We start from the raw sequence: 18,870 nt of genomic DNA, 5'->3' as shown, positions 1-18,870 counted from the left end.
TAGAGAGGAAAAGCATTGAAAAGCTGAAGGCTGCCCAAGGCATCCTTCAGCTATGACAAACTTTCCCCGGACACTAGTGACGCTCCGCGTGGTAACGGCCCGTTTGACGCTCGGCGTCACAGTCAACGCAGAGCGTTCGGGGCGGCATTACCACGCGGAGCGTGGGGACGATCGTTCCAAGTTGCGGCGAGCTACTGACGCATTCCGCGTCCGCTCACCAGCAGTCGCGCGCAGCCCAGGTACAGCACGATGGTCGCAACGACCATGAACGCGAGGGCAATGCTGATCTTGATGTCCGACACGCCGAGAATGCCGAAGCGGAAGGCATTGACCATGTGCAGCACCGGGTTGGCCAGCGACACGGTCTGCCAGAACGGCGGCAGCAGGTTGATCGAGTAGAACACCCCGCCCAGGTAGGTCAACGGCGTCAGCACGAAGGTCGGGATGATGGAGATATCATCGAAATTGCGCGCAAATACAGCGTTGATGAAGCCCAGCAGCGAGAAGATCGTCGCGGTCAGCAGCACCACAATGATGGTGATGCCCAGGTGATGCACCTGCAAATCAGTGAAAAACATCGACAGCATCGTGACGATCACCCCCACCGCCAGCCCGCGCAGCACGCCGCCGATGGTGTAGCCGATCAGAATGGTGTGCGGCGATACAGGCGAGACCATCAGCTCTTCGACCGACCGCTGGAACTTGGCACCGAAGAAGCTCGACACCACGTTGCCGTAGGAGTTGGTGATCACCGACATCATGATCAGGCCGGGCACGATGTACTGCATGTAGGTGAAGCCACCCATGTCGCCGATCTGCCGGCCGATCAGGTTGCCGAAGATCACGAAGTACAGAACCATCGTGATCGCTGGCGGCAGCAGGGTCTGCGGCCAGATCCGCATGAAACGCCGGACCTCACGATAAACGATGGTGTTCAGGGCAATCAGATTGGGGCGCAGCTCCGAGCTCATATCGCCACCTTCGCCAGATTCTTCTCGACCAGACCCACGAACAACTCCTCAAGGCGATTGGTTTTATTGCGCAGGCTCAGCACCTGAATGTTCTGCAGCGACAGCTGACTGAACAGCGATGTGATGCCGATGGTCTTGTCGACCTGCACCTCAAGCGTCTGGCTATCCACCCGTTTCACCGGATAGCCGTTGAGCTGAGGCGCGGCCTGCAGCGGATCCCGCAGATCCAGCAGGAAGGTCTCGACAGTCAGCTTGTTGAGCAGCGTCTTCATGCTGGTGTTTTCGATGATCGTGCCGTGATCGATGATGCCGATGTTGCGGCACAACTGCTCAGCCTCCTCCAGATAATGCGTGGTGAGGATGATGGTGATGCCCTTCTCGTTCAGCTCGGTGAGGAAGGTCCACATCGAACGGCGCAGCTCGATATCCACGCCGGCGGTAGGCTCGTCGAGGATCAACAGACGCGGCTCGTGAATCAGTGCGCGGGCGATCATCAGGCGGCGCTTCATGCCGCCGGACAACGAACGTGACGGCGAGTCGCGCTTGTCCCACAAACCCAGCTGGGTCAGGTACTGCTCGGCGCGCTCTTTGGCGATCTTCGGCGGAATGCCGTAATAACCCGCCTGGGTCACGACGATGTCGAAGGTCTTCTCGAACTGGTTGAAATTGAATTCCTGCGGCACCACGCCGATCGAGCGCTTGAGCTGCGCCGGGTTGCGATCAAGGTCGTGGCCGAAGATGTTCACCGTGCCGCTGGTCTTGTTGACCAGGGTCGAGATGATCCCGATGGTGGTGGATTTGCCGGCGCCGTTGGGGCCGAGCAATGCGAAGAAATCACCCTCGGCGACGTCCAGATCAATCCCCTTGAGGGCCTGGAAACCGTTGCCGTAGGTCTTGGTTAGCTGCCGGATGGACAGAGCTGAACTCATGACTGAACACACACCAATAAAAATGAAAAGGAAGATAAACGAATACGAACGTGCAGCTGCCGGGCTCACAGGGGCGCTGACATTTACTGTGCCGCGCAGCGGGAATATCAGGCGCAACACAAGGCTACAAATGCAGCGGCCGCAATGTTGCGGGCCGATGCCGCCCAAGTACAGCGACATCGATTGATAGTCAGTATTAACTCGACACGGGCTGAACTCAGGTCAGCGCGGTCATGACGGCCTTTCGATACGCCGGACGCTGCTGCAAACGTTCGTACCAGGCTTTGAGGTGGGGCAGCTCAAGGCGTTCAATCGGCATTTCGAACCAGGGATAAGCGAAGCAGCCGAGGGGAATGTCGCCCACCCCGAATTCATCGCCCGAGAGGTACGGCTGACGGGCCAGTGCTGCGTCGACGATGACCAGCAGGCGCTCGACTTCGGCTTTGGCGGCATTGATCTGCGTCCAGTCCTGTTTGTCGGCTGGCGTGCGTAACACGCCCCAGAACACCGGGCGAAAAGGACCGGCCAACGTCGACGTAGTCCAGTCCATCCACTTCTCGGCCTGGGCACGTGCCTTGGGGCTGGCCGGGTAGAAAGCAGAATTTGGCGCGTATTGAGCCGCCAGATAGCGAACGATGGTGTTGGATTCCCACAGCACGAATTCGCCGTCTTCAATCATCGGCACCACGCCGTTGGGGTTCTTCGCCAGGTACTCGGGCTGATCGTTGACACCAAAGGCGCCGCCGGCATTCAGCGACTCATACTCCAGCCCCAGTTCCTCGGCGATCCACAATGCCTTGCGCACGTTGGACGAGTTCTTGCGGCCCCAGATCTTCAACATGTTGTCATTCTCCGTGTGGTCAACGAGCGATGAGTGGCGTTTGCGGCGGGCCACAGTCTACTCCGGGATGCGGGTGTTCGAGCCACAACTTCCTGTGCATCGGCCAGCCCCCGAACTCCCTAGATAGCACGGGGTCACTATCGAAGCGCGGGCCAGAGCGGTCGACTGCGCAGCCGGTCGCGCTTATCGCGCCGTCATCATGGAGGGCTGTTTATGTTGTTGCTGTGGATCGTAGTGTTGGTGGTTGGCGTGGCCTGGCTGGCCCATCGCAGGGTCGCACCCTTCCCCGCCCTGGGCATCGTCGCGGTGTACCTGCTGGCGATGGGCGCGTTCAGCCATGCCCACGGCTGGATGGTCATTCCATGGCTGTTGTGGCTGGGCGTCGCGTTGCTGCTGGCGCTGCCGGACCTACGCCGCAAACACTTCAGTGCGCCGATGTTCTCGTGGTTTCAGAAAGTGCTGCCGCCGATGTCGGCCACCGAGCGTGACGCCATCGACGCCGGCACTGTGTGGTGGGATGGCGAGCTGTTCAGCGGTCGTCCGGACTGGAACACCCTGCTCAACTATCCGAAGAGCAAACTGACTGAAGAAGAGCAGGCTTTCCTTGATGGCCCAACTGAAGAACTCTGCGCCATGGTCAGCGACTGGGAGATCGGTCAGGCCATGGACCTGTCGCCGCAAGCCTGGTCGCACATCAAGGCCCATGGTTTCTTCGCGCTGATCATTCCGAAGGAATACGGCGGTAAAGGCTTCTCGGCCTATGCCCACTCGCAAGTGGCGATGAAGCTCGCAACCCGCAGCGGCGACCTGGCCTCTACGGTAATGGTGCCCAATTCACTGGGCCCGGCGGAGCTGCTGCTGCATTACGGCACCGACGAGCAGCGCAATCATTACTTGCCACGACTGGCCCGTGGCGACGAGATCCCCTGCTTCGCATTGACCGGCCCGCTGGCCGGCTCCGACGCAGGGGCGATGCCCGACACCGGCATCATCTGCAAGGGCGAGTGGAAAGGCGAGGAAGTCATCGGCCTGCGCCTGAACTGGGAAAAGCGCTACATCACCCTCGGCCCGGTCGCCACCCTCCTCGGCCTCGCCTTCAAGGCCTACGACCCTGAGCATCTACTGGGCGACGAGGCGGACCTGGGGATCACCTTGGCGCTGATTCCGACCGACACCGCCGGTGTGGAAATCGGACGTCGTCATGTGCCATTGGGCGCGGCGTTCATGAACGGCCCTAACTCGGGCAAGGACGTGTTCATTCCGCTGGAATACTTGATTGGCGGCAAGGACATGCTCGGCAAAGGCTGGATGATGCTGATGAATTGTCTGTCGGTCGGGCGTTCGATTTCGCTCCCGGCCGTCGGTACCGGTGCGGCCAAATTCACCAGCCTGGTCACCGGCCAATACACCCAAGTGCGCGAACAATTCAACGTACCGCTGGCCGCATTCGAAGGGATTCAGGAATCCCTTGCGCGCATCGGCGGCAATGCCTGGCTGATGGACAGCGCGCGCATCCTGACCGCCAACGCAGTGGACCTGGGCGAGAAGCCTTCGGTGCTGTCGGCGATTCTGAAATACCACCTGACCGAGCGTGGCCGCGAGTGCATCACCCACGCCATGGATGTGCATGGCGGCAAGGGCATCATCATGGGCCCGAACAATTACCTGGGTCGCTCGTGGCAAGGCGCGCCGATCTTCATCACCGTGGAAGGCGCGAACATTCTGTCCCGCAACCTGATGATTTTCGGTCAGGGTGCTATTCGTTGCCATCCGTTCGTGCTGAAGGAAATGGCCCTCGCCGGCCGTAAGGATCACGATCGGGCGGTAGTGGAATTCGACGGCCTGCTGATGCAGCACATCGGATTCGCCGTACGCAACGCGGCCAGCACGCTGGTGTTGAATCTGGGGCTGGGGCATTTCGAAAGCGTGCCGGGCGATCGCCTGAGTCAGGGTTATTTCCGCGCGCTGAACCGTCAGGCCGCAGCGTTTGCCATGCTGGCTGACCTGAGCATGATGCTGCTGGGCGGCGAATTGAAACGCCGCGAACGCCTGTCGGCGCGACTCGGCGATGTGCTGAGCCATATGTACCTGGCGTCCGCCGCGCTCAAGCGTTACCACGATCTGGATTATCCCGAAGCCCTGGCGCCGCTGTTCCGCTGGTCCATGGAAGAAGCGCTGGGTGAGTCGGAGCGCGCGCTGGACGAATTGCTCAGTAATTTCCCGAACCGCGTTCTTGGCGGGCTGCTGCGGGTGATCGTGTTCCCGTTCGGCCGTCGCCACAAAGGGCCATCGGACCGGCTCGATGCCCAGGTCGCGGAAATCCTCGGCCGTGCCAAAGGCGACCCGGCGCTGGAGTCGGTGCTCGCCGGTTGCTACCGCCCGACCGACGCCGAAGATCCGGTCGGCGCATTGCAGCACGCCAGCGACTTGCTCAGGGGTGCCAAGGCTATCCGCAGCAAACTGCATCACGCGGTGAAAAGCGGTCAGGTCAAGCCCGCGGGTGGCGAGCATTTGATTGATGCCGCGCTCAACGCGGGCGTGTTGCAGGCAGGGGAAGCGGAGACGTTGCGCGCTGCAGAGGCGGCGCGACGCAAGGTGATCGATGTGGATGATTTCGACAAGGAAGAGCTGGTCGCCACTGAAGGCAAAATCCGCTGATTAATCGAGGCAAACGCTGTAGAAGTGAGCTTGCTCGCGATTGCAGTGGGTCAGCATCATGAATGTTAGCTGACACGTCATCATTCGCGGGCAAGCGCGCTCCTACAGGTGCTGCCCACGACTTACGTCTACATACACCGCGCTGGCGAATTGTCCTACACTCCTTGGTAACAACAAGAAAAACCCAAAGGGACGCACCATGATTGACCAACGCCTGACTCATCGCTGCCTGCTCTCTGAAATCGCCTCGGGGGAGGATCTTTCCAGGGGCAAGCCCACACAAACGCTGCAAACCCTTCTGATGATGGGCTTTGTCACCCGACTGCCCAGTCCTGACCGTACCTATGCTCATCTCGCGCTTACCGAAGCAGGTCATCGGTATCTGGCCGGGTTGTGGCATTGAGATAGCCGCAGGCGGCGGGGGCCTCTATACTCCCGCGCCTGTTTTTGTCTCTGAGGGCTTCATCATGGCCGACGCCAATCTCGACCACATCATGAATCTGCTGCTGCATTTGCGCGGCATCCTGGTCGCGCTGGGAGAGGCCGAGCAGGTCCCCGAAGAAAGTCATGCGCTGTTTCTGGAGCGGTACGATGAGTTGCTGACGCTGTTGCCGGCTGATCCGATCGAGAGTCAGTATCTGGGGCAGGATTTGTTGTGTCAGGTGATTCAGCGTTATCCGCAGATCGCTCATTTGGTGCCGCGGGATTTGTTGTGGTTTTTCGCGGGCGATTGTCTGCATTTCATGCCGGACGATGAGATTGATTTGTATACGGCGCTGGAGGAGCGTCGGTTTGAGGCGATGGAGAACGAGGAGCCGTTTGACTGGAATCAGGAGAAGCAGTTGTTGGCGATGTCGCAGTCTGAGTCCAAGCATTGATCTGAGGTTGTTCGGATCAAGATCAAGATCAAAAGCGTCCGCCTGAGGGCGGACTGTTTCGCCTTCGGCGACTTACTTTTGAAAAGCACCAAAAGTAAGCAAAAGTGCCTGCTCTCGGTTTGGCCCTTCCTTCGTCAGGGTGCCTTCACTCCGGTCTCGCTCCGTGGGCCCGCGCCGAACGGACATCCATGTCCTGACGGCGCTCTCGCCGCATCCATGCGGCTCGACCCACTGCGCGAGACCTCCGTTCAGCCTGCACCAAAGTCGCGTTCTGCGGTGTCTGAACCCTCCTCGTATGAAGATCAAGATCAAGGTCAACGGCAGATCGAAGGCTTCCCGGCTGAAGCCGGTCCTACTGACTGCACGGGCTGCTATTCGTGGGACAGGCTTTAGCCGGGAAGCTTTTGATGCAGATCGTTCCCACGCTCTGCGTGGGAATGCATCCTGTGACGCTCCGCGTCATCCTAAGCGGGCAGCTCTTCTGCAGGGCAGCGAAAAATTTCCTGATCTTACCGCCGAGCTAAATGCATATTTTTTATAATTAGCTTAGCGCTAAATCGAATTTCACAGACCCTTCGCTTGCCCCTATGTTGCTGACTTGCCCACGCGTGTCCTCTCGCGTCGGTTGGCCCATCAGTACAAGGAGTTGTCATGAGCGTCGAGTTCATCGGTTATATCGCTACCCAGCCCGGGTCGGAGATTCATTCCCGAAGCGGGCCGGCCGTTCAGCCTGAGTATGTGGAGAAAGTCGCCCGAGCCCATGAAGAGGCCGGCTTTGACCGGGCACTGGTCGCTTATCACTCAAACAGCCCGGACAGCGCGTTCGTGGCGTCGTACGCGGCCAGCGTCACGACAACATTGAAGTTTCTCGTCGCACACCGGCCGGGGTTTATCTCACCCACCGTCGCCGCTCGGCAATTCGCTACGCTGGATGTATTCACTGGCGGGCGTATTGCGGTGCACATCATCACCGGTGGAGACGATCAGGAGCTGCGCGCTGACGGCAGTTTCATTGGCAAGGACGAGCGTTACGCCCGCACGGACGAGTACCTCGGCGTGGTGCGCCAGGAATGGACGGCCGACAAGCCATTCGATCACCAGGGTGATTACTACCGGTTGGAGGGCGCTCATTCGCTGGTCAAGTCAGCGCAGCAGCCTCACATTTCGCTGTATTTCGGGGGTGCTTCGCAGGCTGCGCTGGAAGTTGCGGGCAAACACGCTGATGTCTATGCGCTGTGGGGCGAGACCTACGAGCAAGTCAGGGACATCGTCAAACAGGTGCGGGCCGAAGCCGGCAGGCATGGGCGGACGGTGCGTTTCAGTTTGTCGCTGCGGCCCATTCTGGCGGAGACGGAGGAAAAGGCCTGGGCGCGTGCAGACAGTATTCTGGAGCGGGCGAAGGCCTTGGCCCAGGCGTCCGGATTCGAGCGACGCGAGCCGCCGAATGAAGGTTCGCGGCGTTTGCTGGAAGCCGCGGCCCAGGGTGCGCGTCTGGACAAACGTCTGTGGACCGGCATTGCAGGGTTGCTCGGCGCGAAAGGCAATTCCACGGCGCTGGTGGGTACCGCAGAGCAAGTCGCCGACGCGCTGCTGGATTATTACGATCTGGGGATCACGACGTTCCTGATTCGCGGTTTTGATCCACTGGAAGATGCGGTCGATTACGGCAAAAAGCTGATCCCGCTGACGCGCAAACTGATCGCGCGACGCGAGCAGGAGAAGAACGAAAAGGTGGCGTGAACAAAGGCTGTGGCTCACGGCTCCTGCTAACGGCGCTTTCATTCGCGAATCAGCGCATTCCAGTGCGGTGTCATGACAGGCCCGGCGCTGCTTTTGAGCACCTGGGCCTGCTCTTCCACTTTCTTCACCGCCTCTTCAGGCGGGAAGACCGTTTACACAGGCGCAGGCTCGGCTGGATTGATGCCGACAATAGAAATCAGCGGTTCATCCAGATAAAGGCCGTCATAAAGGACCGGAACGCTTGTGTGGTTGCCGCTCAGTGCAATCTGGAAGAAACGCCCGTCTGCATCGGCTGCAAAGGAGCGCAGGTAGGTCCTGTCCTGGTCTTCGTTGTAGTCGAGCTTCAAGGTGCCATTTCGTCCATCGCCCGTGCGGTCGAACCCCAGATCCAGAATGAACAGACGGTCTCCGCTTTCAAAGTCGGTGATAAGGTCCGAATGACTGGCGTCCGCCGTGCGATAGCTGTCGGTCATGCGGTAATAGACGAAGTCGTCAAGGCCGCTGCCACCGGTGAGTGTGTCCTTGCCCATGCCACCGGCCATGACGTCGTTACCAGCGCCACCGTTTATGATGTCGTTGCCCTGAAAACCCACCATCTGATCATCGCCCACGCCGCCGACCAGGATGTCATTGCCGCCGGTGCCCAGCACATCCATGTTATCGCGGGTCATCGTATTGACGATCTTGGGCCCGGTGGTGTTACCGAAATCCACCGTGTCGCGATTCAGGTCGGCCTTGAGATTACCGCTGAACAGAATTTCAAACTGATTGCCGTCAGCATCGGCCTCCAGCGATTTCAAGGCTGTCTGCGTACCTGCCCCGTTGACCACGACCTTCAGAGTGCCATTGAAGCCATTGCCCAAGCCGCTGAACCCCAGGCTGGACAGATCCACGAGATCGCCTTCAGCTGCATTGAAATCAGTGATCAGATCCCGACCGGCAGTGTGCGCAGAAACTGTCGAAGTGCGGATGCTGTCGGACACGGAACTGAATACGAACTCGTCGGCGCCGGTGCCCCCGGTCAGGGTATCGCCGCCCAGGCCGCCCACCAGACGATCATCGCCGGCCAGGCCAGACAAGGTATCGCGACCCCCGTAGCCCATCAGGGTTTCTGCGCCCGCCGAGGTGCCGACAACGCTGTCGCCCGAATCGCTGCCTGCAATCAGGCGCTGGAAGTTGGCGTTGGTCAGGGTGTAATCGCCACTCAGCAGCAGCTCGAACCGGTTGCCGTTTGCATCGACATCGTAGCTTCTGAGAATCGTCCGGTAATAGCCGTCATCTGTATTGCTGACGATCTGAACGGTTCCGTGTGTGCCGTCACCAATGCCGGAAATGCCCAGCGCGGTCAGATCAAGGCGATCAGCCTTATCGAAATAATCGATGTAGTCGACGTGCGAGCCGCTACTGTCGCTGATGGACGCATAGCGCAGTACGGCGTTTCCATAGGCGTAGAAACTGTCCGAACCGGCGCCGCCGATCAGTACGCTGTCACCTCGACCCTCAATGTAATCGTCGCCAGCACCGCCGTAGATAACATTGAGATCGAAGGTACTGAAAAACTCATCCTTACCCGCAGTGCCGTACCAAAAAACCTTTTGTTTATCTGCCATTGAAACGCTCCCTGAGCTGCCGCCAGAGTGGGCGGCGATAGCTGTGATAGGCAAAACGGCAGTTGGTTCGCGGGCCAGCAGTGGCCAGTATCGACCTGCCGTGAGTAAAGGCTGTGCTGGCCTCATCTGAAACCAGCCCGGTCACCTCTTTCACAGCATCCTGCCGGAGCGCGCTTGCCCGCGGCTGCGGCCGGCAGTATCAGGAAGGGAACAGCTTGCTCAGGCAGCTGAGTTTTTTCTTGTAAGACCGTCGCGCTTCCAACGCCTCTTCGAGGGTTACCGCCACAAAGCGGGCTTTCTGGTTGGGTTGCATCTGGCCGATCAAATCGAGATCGGCGCTGATCACCGTGCCAATCATTGCGTAGCCGCCACCGGACACTGCGTCACGGTGCAGCACGATGGGTTCAAGCCCGGCGGGCACCTGAATCGAGCCGATCGGGTAGCAACTGTCGACAATGTTCGACGGATCAGAACCGGCGCCGAACGGCTGCTCCCGTGGCTGAAAGCTCAGCGCGCTGCCGCCCTTGAAGCGATAGCCGATGCGGTCGGCTTCCGAACCGACCGTCCAGGGCTCGGCGAAAAAGCTCTTCGCCGCCGACTCGGTCAAGCGGTGGTAGTACAAACCGGGCACCACCCGCAAGGTGATTTCGCCACCCAACGATTGCCGTAACGCCATGGGCAAACTGGCCCCTGCGCGGCTCTTGCCACTGGCGATGCCCACCGGCAATTGGTCACCTGCAATCAGGCGTCTTCCCTGAAAACCACCGAGCGCGCCCAGCGCATAGGTGGAGCGACTGCCGAGCACCACCGGCACATCAATGCCACCGGCCACCGCCAGATAAGCGCGGGCTCCCGCCCTGGGAAAGTCAAAACTCAGCACCTGCCCGGCCTTCACCGTGAACGCGGTGTCCAGGTGCATTTCCACGCCATCGACCCGTGGCGTCATGTGCGCGCCGCTGACCGCAACCAAAGCATCCTGCTGAAACTCCAGCTCAGGCCCGAGTAGCGTGCATTCCAGCGCCGCCAAACCTGCCGGGTTGCCTACCAATTGATTGGCCGCGCTCAAGGCGTATTGATCAAGCGCGCCGGATGGCGGAATGCCCAGGTGGTAATACCCTTCGCGGCCCAAGTCTTGTACCGAAGTGGCGAGGCCGGGTTTGAGAACCTTGATCATGCCAACACCTCCTGCAACGACTTGGGATAGCCGACGGGATCGGCGAGGAACGCGTCCAGCGAAAACTCCACCGGCCGAATCCGCAGATCAAAGCGACCGGCTTCCACTTCGGCCACCGCGTAGTCGTACGCTTTACGGTCCATCGGTTTGAACTGCACGATGTCGCCAGGACGGAAAAACACCATGTGTTCCTTCAGATACGCGAGGTTCTGTTGCGGGTCGTAGATCGGCGCGGGGGTAACACCAAACATCTGATAACCCCCGGCGCCGCGCACCGAGTAAATGCATCCAAAGCAACCGCCGTGACCAAGGGTCAATTTAGGTGTGTCGGTGCGCGGGCGCAGGTACTTGGGCACCTGCAACTGACGCTCGCGCTCGACCATCTGGAACATGAATGGCAGGCCGGCAACGAAGCCGACCATCGAGACAAACCACGGCGCGCCACTGTGGGCCGCGATGAATGCTTCGACGTCGGCCAGACCGTTTATGCGTGCGGCGTATTCCAGGTCCGTTGCACTCGGGTCTTGATGGCGGTCGCGAAAACGCATCAGGGTTTCGTGGGTCCAGGGGTCGTTGTAGAGCACTGGAATCTCGATAATCCGCGTCTGCAGCGTGCGCTCGGCAACAGCGCCGGCCTCGGCGATTTTGACCGCTTCGAGCAAGGTATGAGGGGCGATGCGATCCGGGTCGAAACGGATCTGGAATGACGCGTTGGCCAGGCAGATATCAAGTACGCCATCCAGCGCCAGCCCTTCCACGGCGCGGGTGACGGCGAGGCCTTTGAAAAATGCGTCCAGGGACATGCTGTCGCTGACTTCGGCAAACAAGTGCTCATCGGCGCCAAAGCTGTAGCGGATGGGGGTACTCATGCTTCACCTCCGCTGCGGCGCTCGGCCAGCCAGGTTTCGAGGGTGCCGGTGTTAAAGTCGGCGCTGTGCAGCCACGGTTGTTCCAACAATTCACCGTGCAACGCCAGGGTGTTGGCCATGCCGGTGAGGGTGGTGTGCGCCACGGCGATTCGCGCTCGCGCCAAGGCTTCGGCGCGATCCGCACCGTGAATAATCAGTTTGGCCAGCAGCGAGTCATAGTAAGGCGGCACACGGTAGCCTTGATACAGATGCGTATCGACGCGAATGCCTTCGCCGTTCGGCCAGATCAGCTCCTCGACCAGGCCTGGGCTCGGGAAGAAATTCCGCGCAGGGTCTTCAGCGTTCAGGCGCATTTGCAGGGCGGCGCCGTTGAGTCGGATGTCACTTTGCGTGAAGCCCAGCGGTTCGCCGCCAGCGATGCGCAACATGGCCTGGACCAGGTCGATGCCGGTGATCAGTTCGCTGACCGGGTGCTCCACCTGGATCCGCGTATTCATCTCGATAAAGAAGAACTCGCCAGTGACGTCGTCATACAGATATTCCAGGGTGCCGGCGCCCTTGTAGCCCAAGGACTCGGTCAGGCGCACCGCGCTTTCGCAGAGGATTTCCCGTTGCTGTTGGCTGAGGACCGGCGACGGCGCTTCTTCGAAGATCTTCTGCCGGCGCCGTTGCAGCGAACACTCGCGCTCAAACAAATGCACCGCGTGCTGACCGTCGCCCAACACCTGCACTTCAATATGCCGCGCACGGCTGATAAACCGCTCCAGATACACCGCGCCATTGCCAAACGCCGCTTGGGCTTCGCGCTGGGAACGGGGAAATTCTTCGCGCAGCTGCTCGGCGTTTTCCGCCAACCGGATGCCGCGCCCGCCGCCACCGGCCGACGCTTTAATCAGCAAGGGGAAGCCAACGGATTCAGCAGCCTTGAGCGCCGACTCGACGTCGAACAGTTCACCCGGCGAACCCGGCACCACCGGCACGCCAGCGGCTTGTGCAGTACGCCGTGCCTCGGCCTTATCGCCCATGCGGCGGATCGTCTCCGCGCCTGGCCCGACGAAAATGGCACCGGCAGAGACCACCGCTTCGGCGAAATCGGCGTTCTCCGACAGAAAGCCGTAACCGGGATGCACCGCGTTGGCGCCAGTAGCTTTCAAGGCGCCGAGCAAGGCATCGACGTTCAAATAGCTTTTGTCGGCCCGGGCCGGACCAAGAATGTGAACCTCAGCGGCCATCCGCGCGGCCTGGGAATCGACGTCCGCCTCGCTGCACGCAGCAACGGTGGGAATGCCCAGTTCTCTGGCGGCGCGGATGATCCGCACGGCGATTTCGCCACGGTTGGCGACCAGCAGTTTATGAATGGCTTGGGTCATGATCGTCCCTCACGCGTCGTCGAGGGTTGCGACGACTTGACCCGGTTCCACAGGATCACCGTCTTCCACCAAAAAGGCACTGAGGCGACCGGCCGTCCCGGCGGTCAATTCGGAGAACTGCTTCATGACCTCGATCAGGCCGATTACCGTGTTGGCGCTGACGTGCGCGCCGACCTCCACGAAGTTTGCCGATTCCGGCGTCGCTTTGCGGTAGAAGGTCCCCGGCAACGGGGTGATTACAGTGTGTTCAGCCATGTCTGTTCCTCTTGGAATAGTTGTAGAAAGGCAGGCGTAAAGTGAATCGGAGGGCCAACCCTGGCGTCTGTGTGCCAGGTGTTTTCGTTTGGTCTCAGCGCGGTGCCCGAACCTCTATGCGCGCGCGATCAAGTGCATGACGCGTGGCCTCGACCAACGCCAGGGCACCCGGCGTGTCGCTGTGCAAACAGATGGAATCGAATTCAATCGCCAGGTCTTCGCCCTCGACCGTGCGCACCACCCCTTCCTGGCAGGCACGCAGCACACGGGCGGCGACCTGTGCCGGATCATAAGCACGTACGTTGCGGGTGAAGACGATGGAGCCGCTCAGGTCGTATTCGCGGTCGGCGTAGAACTCGCGGATAACCGGTTGGCCGAGTTCCGTGGCAACCCGGCAGATCACCGAATCGGGCATGCAATACAAGAGCAACTCCGGCTCCAGGCGCTGGAGGTTTTCCACCAGCAAACGGGCGGCCTCTTCGTCTCGGGCCAGGTGCATGTAGAGCGCGCCGTGGGGTTTGATGTGTTGCAGGGCCACGCCTTGAACCCGGGCGAGTTCCCGCAGGGCGCCCAACTGATAGAGCATGTCGTCGACCAGTTCCTGGGCAGGCGCATTGATGTGCCGACGGCCAAAACCAACCAGGTCGCGAAACCCCGGGTGCGCGCCGATGGCCACGCCCCGGCGCTTGGCGTGCTCGACGGTGCGGCGCATGGTGCCAGGGTCACCGGCATGAAAACCGGTGGCGACGTTGGCCGAGCTGATAAAGCCCATCAACTCATTGTCGACGCCATCGCCGATGGTCCAGGGGCCAAAGCCTTCGCCCATGTCCGAATTGAAATCTACTGCCTGCATGACGCTTGCTCCCGACCTCGTGACTTCATGCAGGCCAAGTTAGATTTCCCCCAACCCCTTGGGAAGATCTATTATCAGATAGGCTATCTTCCGAAAAACAGATACCTTCCCGCCCGGAGTGCTCATGTCCCTGACCCTGCGCCAAGTCCGCTATTTCGTCGCTACCGCCGAAATCGGGCAAATCTCTCAGGCCGCGATTCATCTGAATATTTCCCAGTCGGCGGTGACCACGGCGATCAAGGAACTGGAAGGCATCCTCGGCACGCTGTTGTTCCAGCGCTCGGCGCAGGGCATGAGTCTGACCGACGCGGGGCGGCACTTTTTAAATCGGGCCTACGTGATTTTGCGCAGCGTCGATGACGCATTGAACAGCCCATTGCCGAATATCCGGGCCAGTGGCGTGTTGCGCCTGGGGGCGAGCTACACGGTGATCGGTTATTTCCTGCCGCACCATTTGCAGCGCCTGGAACACTGGCATCCGGACGTGGCCATTGAAGTCCATGAACAAGAACGGCAGGCGATTGAACAAGGCTTGTTGAAAGGTCGTTTTGATATGGCCGTGGTGCTCACCGCCAACCTCACGCACCCGGACATCGTTTCAGAGACCCTCTTCAACTCCGAGCGGCGGTTATGGCTACCCAGCCACCATCCGTTGTGCGAACGCTCGGCGGTCAGCCTCGCCGACGTCGCAAAAGAACCCTACATCCTGCTGACCGTCGACGAAGCCGAACAAAGCGCCATGCGTTACTGGGAACATGCGCATCAGCAGCCAAATGTGCGGGTGCGTACCAGTTCAGTCGAAGCGGTGCGCAGCATGGTCGCCAATGGCAGCGGCGTGGCAATCCTCTCGGATCTGGTACACCGCCCCTGGTCACTGGAAGGAAAACGCATCGAAACACTGACAGTCACCGACAAGGTGACGCCGATGAGTGTGGGACTGGCATGGCATCGCGAGCGCGAATTCAGCCCGGCGATGCAGGCATTTCGTAACTATTTCCACGATGCATTTCTGGCGCCGCAACAGCTGTCCGCGCGGCGCTGAATCCGGCCGTGGGCGGATAACCCATGGCCATGGCGTGAACTTCCGCTGGCACTGAGACGGTGTCTCGGCCAGCCCGTTGACCGCCACGTGAAAGCCCTCAAGTCTCAAGCCGCATCCCGATCCTGCTTCAGCGATTGCGCCACCAGGCTGCCGAAGGACGCCACCGGCGCCTGCAGATTGCCGAGGAAGCGTGGGTAGATCAGCCACAGGTCCATCACCGGTTTGAAGTCCTTGAGCGGCATGACCGCCAGTGAATTGCGGTGGACGCTGCGTTCCAGCAGCGGACGCGGCACCAGACCCAGACCCATGCCGTCGGCGACCAGCCCCAGTTGCAGCTCGGTGCCGAAGGTTTCCAGATTGACCTTCAGGCTCAACCCCTGATCAGCCAGCGTGCGTTGCAGCCCGGCACGGAAACCGCAGCCGTCCGGGTTGAGCACCCAGCCATGTTCGTAGCAGTCGGCCAGTTTCACCGGCTTTTTCGGCAGCGCGCTCTTGGCGCACACCACCACCAGCTCCATTTTGCCGATGGACTCGCCGACGATGCCTTCAGGGAAGATCTTGCCCGCCGGGAACAGCGCCGCAGCCGCGTCCAGCTCGCCGTTCTCGATTTTGCCGATCAGCTGGCTGCCCCAGCCGGTGATCACTTGCGCGCGCAGGTCGGGAAATTGGCCGCGCAGGTGTTTCAGCGCATCCAGCAACACAACGTCGCCGATGGTTTGCGGCACGCCCAGCCTGAGCAAACCGCTGGGCGGCGTGTCGCTGGCGACGAGTTCGCGCAGTGAGTCCATTTCCCGCAGGATCGCCAGACACTTCTGATAGACCTGCGTGCCCATCGGCGTCGGCTTGAGCGGCTTGGTATTACGGTCGAACAATTCAACGCCCAGCGCCTGCTCGAAATTCTGCACCCGGCGCGTGATGGCCGGCTGGGTCAGGTCCAGGGATTCAGCGGCATGGCTGATCGACTGGCAGCGAATGACCGCTACGAACGCATCGATGTCATCAATTTTCATTCGGATCGCACATGGAATAAGGGAAACAAGATAGGCAAAAATCATAATGGCTATCGAGGGCTCTGGATAGCCTGTGGTTAGCCACAGAGCGGCCAGCAGCCTGTGATTCGGTTATCAGCTAGGATTTGGTTATAACCTAATCATCAATAAATAGCATATTAGGCTGCCGCATTATGCTTATATTGAGCATCCTTCTTTGCCCGGAGCCGACATGACCCACATCCGACACCCTGAACGCCTCAGGGCCTTTATCGGCGCGCTGGCCGAGCTGATCGACAGTAATCCGAGGGAAGGCGACCTGCTCTCCCGGGGTGGCAAGTTGCTGGGGCATCTGGTGAGTTATGACGATTGGCTGCCGGATGAGTTCGCCGTTCCCGATCCGACGCGCTATCAGCAGTTTCTATTGCACGCCGACTCACGTCAGCGCTTTTCGGTCGTCAGCTTCGTGTGGGGGCCGGGCCAGAGCACGCCGATTCATGACCACCGCGTCTGGGGCTTGATCGGCATGCTGCGCGGCGCCGAGGATTCCCAGGGGTTCGCCCGCCGCACCGATGGCCGACTGGAAGAGGAAGGCCCGGCGATCCGCCTGGAGCCCGGTCACGTCGAGGCCTTGTCGCCGCGCAGCAATGACATTCATCAGGTCAGCAACGCCTTCGACGATAAGGTGTCGATCAGTATTCATGTCTACGGTGCCAACATCGGCGCCGTGAAGCGCGCCGTTTATCAGCCCGATGGCAGCGAAAAGCTGTTCATCTCCGGGTATTCCAGCGCCTTTCTCCCGAACATCTGGGATCTGTCCAAAGAGAGCCAAGCCCAATGAGCCACTACACCCGTTCTTACGCCGACATCCGCCGCGCCCTGCTCGCCCATGAAGAAGTCGCGCTGGTCGATGTTCGCGAAGAAGCTCCATTCGCCGAAGCTCATCCACTGTTCGCCGCCAACTTTCCGTTGTCGAAGCTGGAGCTGGAAGTGCTCGCGCGCATCCCCCGTCGCGACACCGCCGTGACGGTTTATGACAACGGCGAGGGGCTGGCCGAACGCGCTTTGGAGCGTTTTCAGGACCTGGGTTACAGCGACGTCAAGCTGCTGGAAGGCGGGCTGCAGGGCTGGCGCGACGCGGGCGGAGAGCTGTTTATCGACGTCAATGTGCCGAGCAAGGCGTTCGGCGAACTGGTGGAACACCATCGTCACACGCCTTCGTTGGCCGCCGAGGAGGTCAAACAGTTGCTCGACGCCAAGGCCGACGTGGTGGTGCTGGATGCGCGGCGGTTCGATGAATACCAGACCATGAGCATTCCCACCGGCGTCAGTGTGCCCGGCGCTGAACTAGTGCTGCGAGCGCGTGAGCTGGCGCCCGATCCTGATACCCGGATCATCGTCAACTGCGCGGGCCGTACGCGCAGCATCATCGGCACTCAGTCGCTGGTGAATGCCGGCCTGCCCAACCCGATTTCCGCCCTGCGCAATGGCACGATCGGCTGGCTGCTGGCCGGGCAGACCCTGGACCATGGACAATCCCGGCGCTTCCCGCAGGTCAGTGACGCGACCCGGGAAATCGCTCGGGCGGATGCGCGCAGCGTGGCGGACAAGGCGCGGGTGAAACGCGCCAGTCGCGCGGACTTGCCGGTCTGGCAGGCCGAGACGACTCGTACGACCTACCTGTTCGATGTGCGCACGCCGGAGGAATTCGAGGCCGGCCATGTGCCGGGGGCGCGTGCGACGCCGGGCGGCCAGTTGGTGCAGGAGACTGACCATTACGCCAGCGTGCGCGGCGCACGAATCGTGTTGCTGGATGACGTCGGCGTGCGCGCGAACATGTCTGCTTCGTGGCTCGCGCAGCTGGGCTGGGAGGTGTTTGTGGTGGACGACTTGCGTCCTGAGGATTTCAGCGAAAAGGGTGGCTGGAACGCGCCCATTCCACCCGCGCCGAAGGTCGAAGAGATCAGCGCCGAAACGCTGCGCGAGTGGCGCCAGCAGGGCGGCGTGGCGGTGCTGGATTTCACTGCCAGCGCCCACTACGTCAAGCAGCATATTCCGGGCGCGTGGTGGACGCTGCGTGCCGACCTTGCCAACGCACTGCAGAACAACATCCCGGTTGCCGAGCGTTACGTGTTGACCTGTGGCAGCAGCAAACTCGCGCGGCTGGCCGTGTCGGAAGTCGAAGCGCTAACGGGCAAGCCGGTGTTTGTGCTCAAGGACGGCACCGCCAGCTGGGTCGCTGCGGGCTTTGAGCTTGAGCACGGCGAAAGCCATCTGGCCTTCCCGCGCATTGATCGCTACCGCCGGCCTTATGAAGGCACCGATGCGCCGCGTGAGGCGATGCAGGCTTATCTGGATTGGGAGTTTGGACTGGTCGAGCAATTGGGCCGCGACGGGACCCACGGGTTCTACGTGAGCTGAGCCAATGCCCACACGTGTAGGAGCGCGCTTGCCCGCGATTGCGGTGTGCCAGCCGCCAGATATGGCACAGGCAGGTCGCATTTCGCGGGCAAGCGCGCTCCTACAGAAAATGCATCGAGGCGGAAATACGTATGCATTATCTTAATATCTTAAGGCGATATAATTACACAAATACATAATTAGCCTATAACCAAAAGATATTTCTATTCCGTTTCTTATAGGCATAAGGTCAATCCCCTTGCCGACCCCTTCTCCAGGCGGAGGCCGAGA

The 18,870-nt window shown here is 60.5% G+C and carries 18 protein-coding genes; 8 read left to right on the top strand and 10 right to left on the bottom strand.

The window, feature by feature from the left end:
• Nucleotides 1-191: 191 nt before the first annotated feature.
• Together EC919_RS22140 and EC919_RS22135 are read right to left on the bottom strand one after the other, a co-directional pair.
• Entirely contained in the window at nucleotides 192-971 is a 780-nt protein-coding gene (locus EC919_RS22140) for an ABC transporter permease (protein WP_065993104.1), read from the bottom strand.
• Nucleotides 968-1,900: an ABC transporter ATP-binding protein gene (locus EC919_RS22135; protein WP_133776453.1), complete on the bottom strand. Its 933-nt coding sequence runs from the start codon at nucleotides 1,898-1,900 to the stop codon at nucleotides 968-970. The genes EC919_RS22140 and EC919_RS22135 overlap by 4 nt, the downstream gene beginning before the upstream one ends.
• Between EC919_RS22135 and EC919_RS22130 the strand changes: the two genes are divergently transcribed.
• Nucleotides 1,899-2,087, top strand: coding sequence for a hypothetical protein (locus EC919_RS22130; RefSeq protein WP_133776452.1), 189 nt, complete (start codon nucleotides 1,899-1,901; stop codon nucleotides 2,085-2,087). The genes EC919_RS22135 and EC919_RS22130 overlap by 2 nt on opposite strands.
• Nucleotides 2,088-2,117: 30 nt before the next feature.
• Here the strand turns inward: EC919_RS22130 and EC919_RS22125 are convergent, their stop codons facing one another.
• Nucleotides 2,118-2,741, bottom strand: coding sequence for a glutathione S-transferase family protein (locus EC919_RS22125; RefSeq protein WP_133776451.1), 624 nt, complete (start codon nucleotides 2,739-2,741; stop codon nucleotides 2,118-2,120).
• 213 nt (nucleotides 2,742-2,954) lie between these two features.
• Between EC919_RS22125 and EC919_RS22120 the strand changes: the two genes are divergently transcribed.
• The 4 genes from EC919_RS22120 to EC919_RS22110 all read left to right on the top strand — a co-directional run bounded on the left by EC919_RS22120 (nucleotide 2,955) and on the right by EC919_RS22110 (nucleotide 8,017).
• Nucleotides 2,955-5,399, top strand: coding sequence for an acyl-CoA dehydrogenase (locus EC919_RS22120; protein ID WP_133776450.1), 2,445 nt, complete (start codon nucleotides 2,955-2,957; stop codon nucleotides 5,397-5,399).
• Between the two features lie 199 nt (nucleotides 5,400-5,598).
• On the top strand, nucleotides 5,599-5,802 hold the full coding sequence (locus EC919_RS27210) for a hypothetical protein (RefSeq protein ID WP_166650603.1): 204 nt from the start codon (nucleotides 5,599-5,601) through the stop codon (nucleotides 5,800-5,802).
• Between the two features lie 64 nt (nucleotides 5,803-5,866).
• Nucleotides 5,867-6,277, top strand: a complete 411-nt coding sequence (locus EC919_RS22115) for a PA2817 family protein (RefSeq protein ID WP_133776461.1) — start codon at nucleotides 5,867-5,869, stop codon at nucleotides 6,275-6,277.
• 651 nt (nucleotides 6,278-6,928) lie between these two features.
• Nucleotides 6,929-8,017, top strand: coding sequence for an LLM class flavin-dependent oxidoreductase (locus tag EC919_RS22110; protein ID WP_133776449.1), 1,089 nt, complete (start codon nucleotides 6,929-6,931; stop codon nucleotides 8,015-8,017).
• Between the two features lie 152 nt (nucleotides 8,018-8,169).
• Here EC919_RS22110 and EC919_RS22105 read toward each other — a convergent pair whose 3' ends face one another.
• The 6 genes from EC919_RS22105 to EC919_RS22080 all read right to left on the bottom strand — a co-directional run bounded on the left by EC919_RS22105 (nucleotide 8,170) and on the right by EC919_RS22080 (nucleotide 14,148).
• Nucleotides 8,170-9,627 (bottom strand): calcium-binding protein, encoded by a 1,458-nt coding sequence (locus EC919_RS22105; RefSeq protein WP_166650602.1) that lies wholly within the window; start codon nucleotides 9,625-9,627, stop codon nucleotides 8,170-8,172.
• A gap of 199 nt (nucleotides 9,628-9,826) precedes the next feature.
• A complete protein-coding gene (locus EC919_RS22100) occupies nucleotides 9,827-10,801 on the bottom strand; it encodes a biotin-dependent carboxyltransferase family protein (RefSeq protein WP_133776447.1) in 975 nt (324 codons plus the stop codon).
• A complete protein-coding gene (locus tag EC919_RS22095; RefSeq protein ID WP_133776446.1) occupies nucleotides 10,798-11,670 on the bottom strand; it encodes a 5-oxoprolinase subunit B family protein in 873 nt (290 codons plus the stop codon). Before EC919_RS22095 ends, EC919_RS22100 begins: the two co-directional genes overlap by 4 nt.
• Nucleotides 11,667-13,040, bottom strand: coding sequence for an acetyl-CoA carboxylase biotin carboxylase subunit (locus tag EC919_RS22090; protein ID WP_133776445.1), 1,374 nt, complete (start codon nucleotides 13,038-13,040; stop codon nucleotides 11,667-11,669). The genes EC919_RS22095 and EC919_RS22090 overlap by 4 nt, the downstream gene beginning before the upstream one ends.
• A gap of 9 nt (nucleotides 13,041-13,049) precedes the next feature.
• Complete coding sequence (locus EC919_RS22085; protein WP_133776444.1) at nucleotides 13,050-13,295, bottom strand: acetyl-CoA carboxylase; 246 nt, start codon at nucleotides 13,293-13,295, stop codon at nucleotides 13,050-13,052.
• 94 nt (nucleotides 13,296-13,389) lie between these two features.
• Entirely contained in the window at nucleotides 13,390-14,148 is a 759-nt protein-coding gene (locus EC919_RS22080; protein WP_133776443.1) for a 5-oxoprolinase subunit PxpA, read from the bottom strand.
• A gap of 124 nt (nucleotides 14,149-14,272) precedes the next feature.
• Between EC919_RS22080 and EC919_RS22075 the strand changes: the two genes are divergently transcribed.
• Entirely contained in the window at nucleotides 14,273-15,190 is a 918-nt protein-coding gene (locus tag EC919_RS22075) for a LysR family transcriptional regulator (protein ID WP_133776442.1), read from the top strand.
• A 104-nt stretch (nucleotides 15,191-15,294) separates the two neighbouring features.
• Here EC919_RS22075 and EC919_RS22070 read toward each other — a convergent pair whose 3' ends face one another.
• Nucleotides 15,295-16,200, bottom strand: a complete 906-nt coding sequence (locus EC919_RS22070; RefSeq protein ID WP_133776441.1) for a LysR family transcriptional regulator — start codon at nucleotides 16,198-16,200, stop codon at nucleotides 15,295-15,297.
• Nucleotides 16,201-16,411: 211 nt separating this feature from the next.
• Between EC919_RS22070 and EC919_RS22065 the strand changes: the two genes are divergently transcribed.
• Entirely contained in the window at nucleotides 16,412-17,020 is a 609-nt protein-coding gene (locus EC919_RS22065; RefSeq protein ID WP_133776440.1) for a cysteine dioxygenase, read from the top strand.
• The gene (locus tag EC919_RS22060) at nucleotides 17,017-18,600 is read left to right on the top strand and encodes a rhodanese-related sulfurtransferase (RefSeq protein ID WP_133776439.1); all 1,584 of its coding nucleotides are present in this window, start codon (nucleotides 17,017-17,019) and stop codon (nucleotides 18,598-18,600) included. The genes EC919_RS22065 and EC919_RS22060 overlap by 4 nt, the downstream gene beginning before the upstream one ends.
• Nucleotides 18,601-18,870: the final 270 nt, after the last annotated feature.

This window comes from Pseudomonas graminis (assembly GCF_004364335.1).
Lineage (GTDB): Bacteria > Pseudomonadota > Gammaproteobacteria > Pseudomonadales > Pseudomonadaceae > Aquipseudomonas > Aquipseudomonas graminis_D.
This window is presented reverse-complemented; position numbering and strand designations above follow the sequence as displayed.

Excerpts from the sequence above, each read along its gene's own strand:
- EC919_RS22075 (WP_133776442.1), top strand. The coding sequence starts at position 14,273 with ATGTCCCTGACCCTGCGCCAAGTCCGCTATTTCGTCGCTACCGCCGAA.
- EC919_RS22125 (WP_133776451.1), bottom strand. The coding sequence starts at position 2,741 with ATGTTGAAGATCTGGGGCCGCAAGAACTCGTCCAACGTGCGCAAGGCA.
- EC919_RS22060 (WP_133776439.1), top strand. The coding sequence starts at position 17,017 with ATGAGCCACTACACCCGTTCTTACGCCGACATCCGCCGCGCCCTGCTC.
- EC919_RS22110 (WP_133776449.1), top strand. The coding sequence starts at position 6,929 with ATGAGCGTCGAGTTCATCGGTTATATCGCTACCCAGCCCGGGTCGGAG.
- EC919_RS22115 (WP_133776461.1), top strand. The coding sequence starts at position 5,867 with ATGGCCGACGCCAATCTCGACCACATCATGAATCTGCTGCTGCATTTG.
- EC919_RS22100 (WP_133776447.1), bottom strand. The coding sequence starts at position 10,801 with ATGATCAAGGTTCTCAAACCCGGCCTCGCCACTTCGGTACAAGACTTG.
- EC919_RS22095 (WP_133776446.1), bottom strand. The coding sequence starts at position 11,670 with ATGAGTACCCCCATCCGCTACAGCTTTGGCGCCGATGAGCACTTGTTT.
- EC919_RS22120 (WP_133776450.1), top strand. The coding sequence starts at position 2,955 with ATGTTGTTGCTGTGGATCGTAGTGTTGGTGGTTGGCGTGGCCTGGCTG.
- EC919_RS22130 (WP_133776452.1), top strand. The coding sequence starts at position 1,899 with ATGACTGAACACACACCAATAAAAATGAAAAGGAAGATAAACGAATAC.
- EC919_RS27210 (WP_166650603.1), top strand. The coding sequence starts at position 5,599 with ATGATTGACCAACGCCTGACTCATCGCTGCCTGCTCTCTGAAATCGCC.
- EC919_RS22135 (WP_133776453.1), bottom strand. The coding sequence starts at position 1,900 with ATGAGTTCAGCTCTGTCCATCCGGCAGCTAACCAAGACCTACGGCAAC.
- EC919_RS22085 (WP_133776444.1), bottom strand. The coding sequence starts at position 13,295 with ATGGCTGAACACACTGTAATCACCCCGTTGCCGGGGACCTTCTACCGC.
- EC919_RS22080 (WP_133776443.1), bottom strand. The coding sequence starts at position 14,148 with ATGCAGGCAGTAGATTTCAATTCGGACATGGGCGAAGGCTTTGGCCCC.
- EC919_RS22090 (WP_133776445.1), bottom strand. The coding sequence starts at position 13,040 with ATGACCCAAGCCATTCATAAACTGCTGGTCGCCAACCGTGGCGAAATC.
- EC919_RS22070 (WP_133776441.1), bottom strand. The coding sequence starts at position 16,200 with ATGAAAATTGATGACATCGATGCGTTCGTAGCGGTCATTCGCTGCCAG.
- EC919_RS22140 (WP_065993104.1), bottom strand. The coding sequence starts at position 971 with ATGAGCTCGGAGCTGCGCCCCAATCTGATTGCCCTGAACACCATCGTT.
- EC919_RS22105 (WP_166650602.1), bottom strand. The coding sequence starts at position 9,627 with ATGGCAGATAAACAAAAGGTTTTTTGGTACGGCACTGCGGGTAAGGAT.
- EC919_RS22065 (WP_133776440.1), top strand. The coding sequence starts at position 16,412 with ATGACCCACATCCGACACCCTGAACGCCTCAGGGCCTTTATCGGCGCG.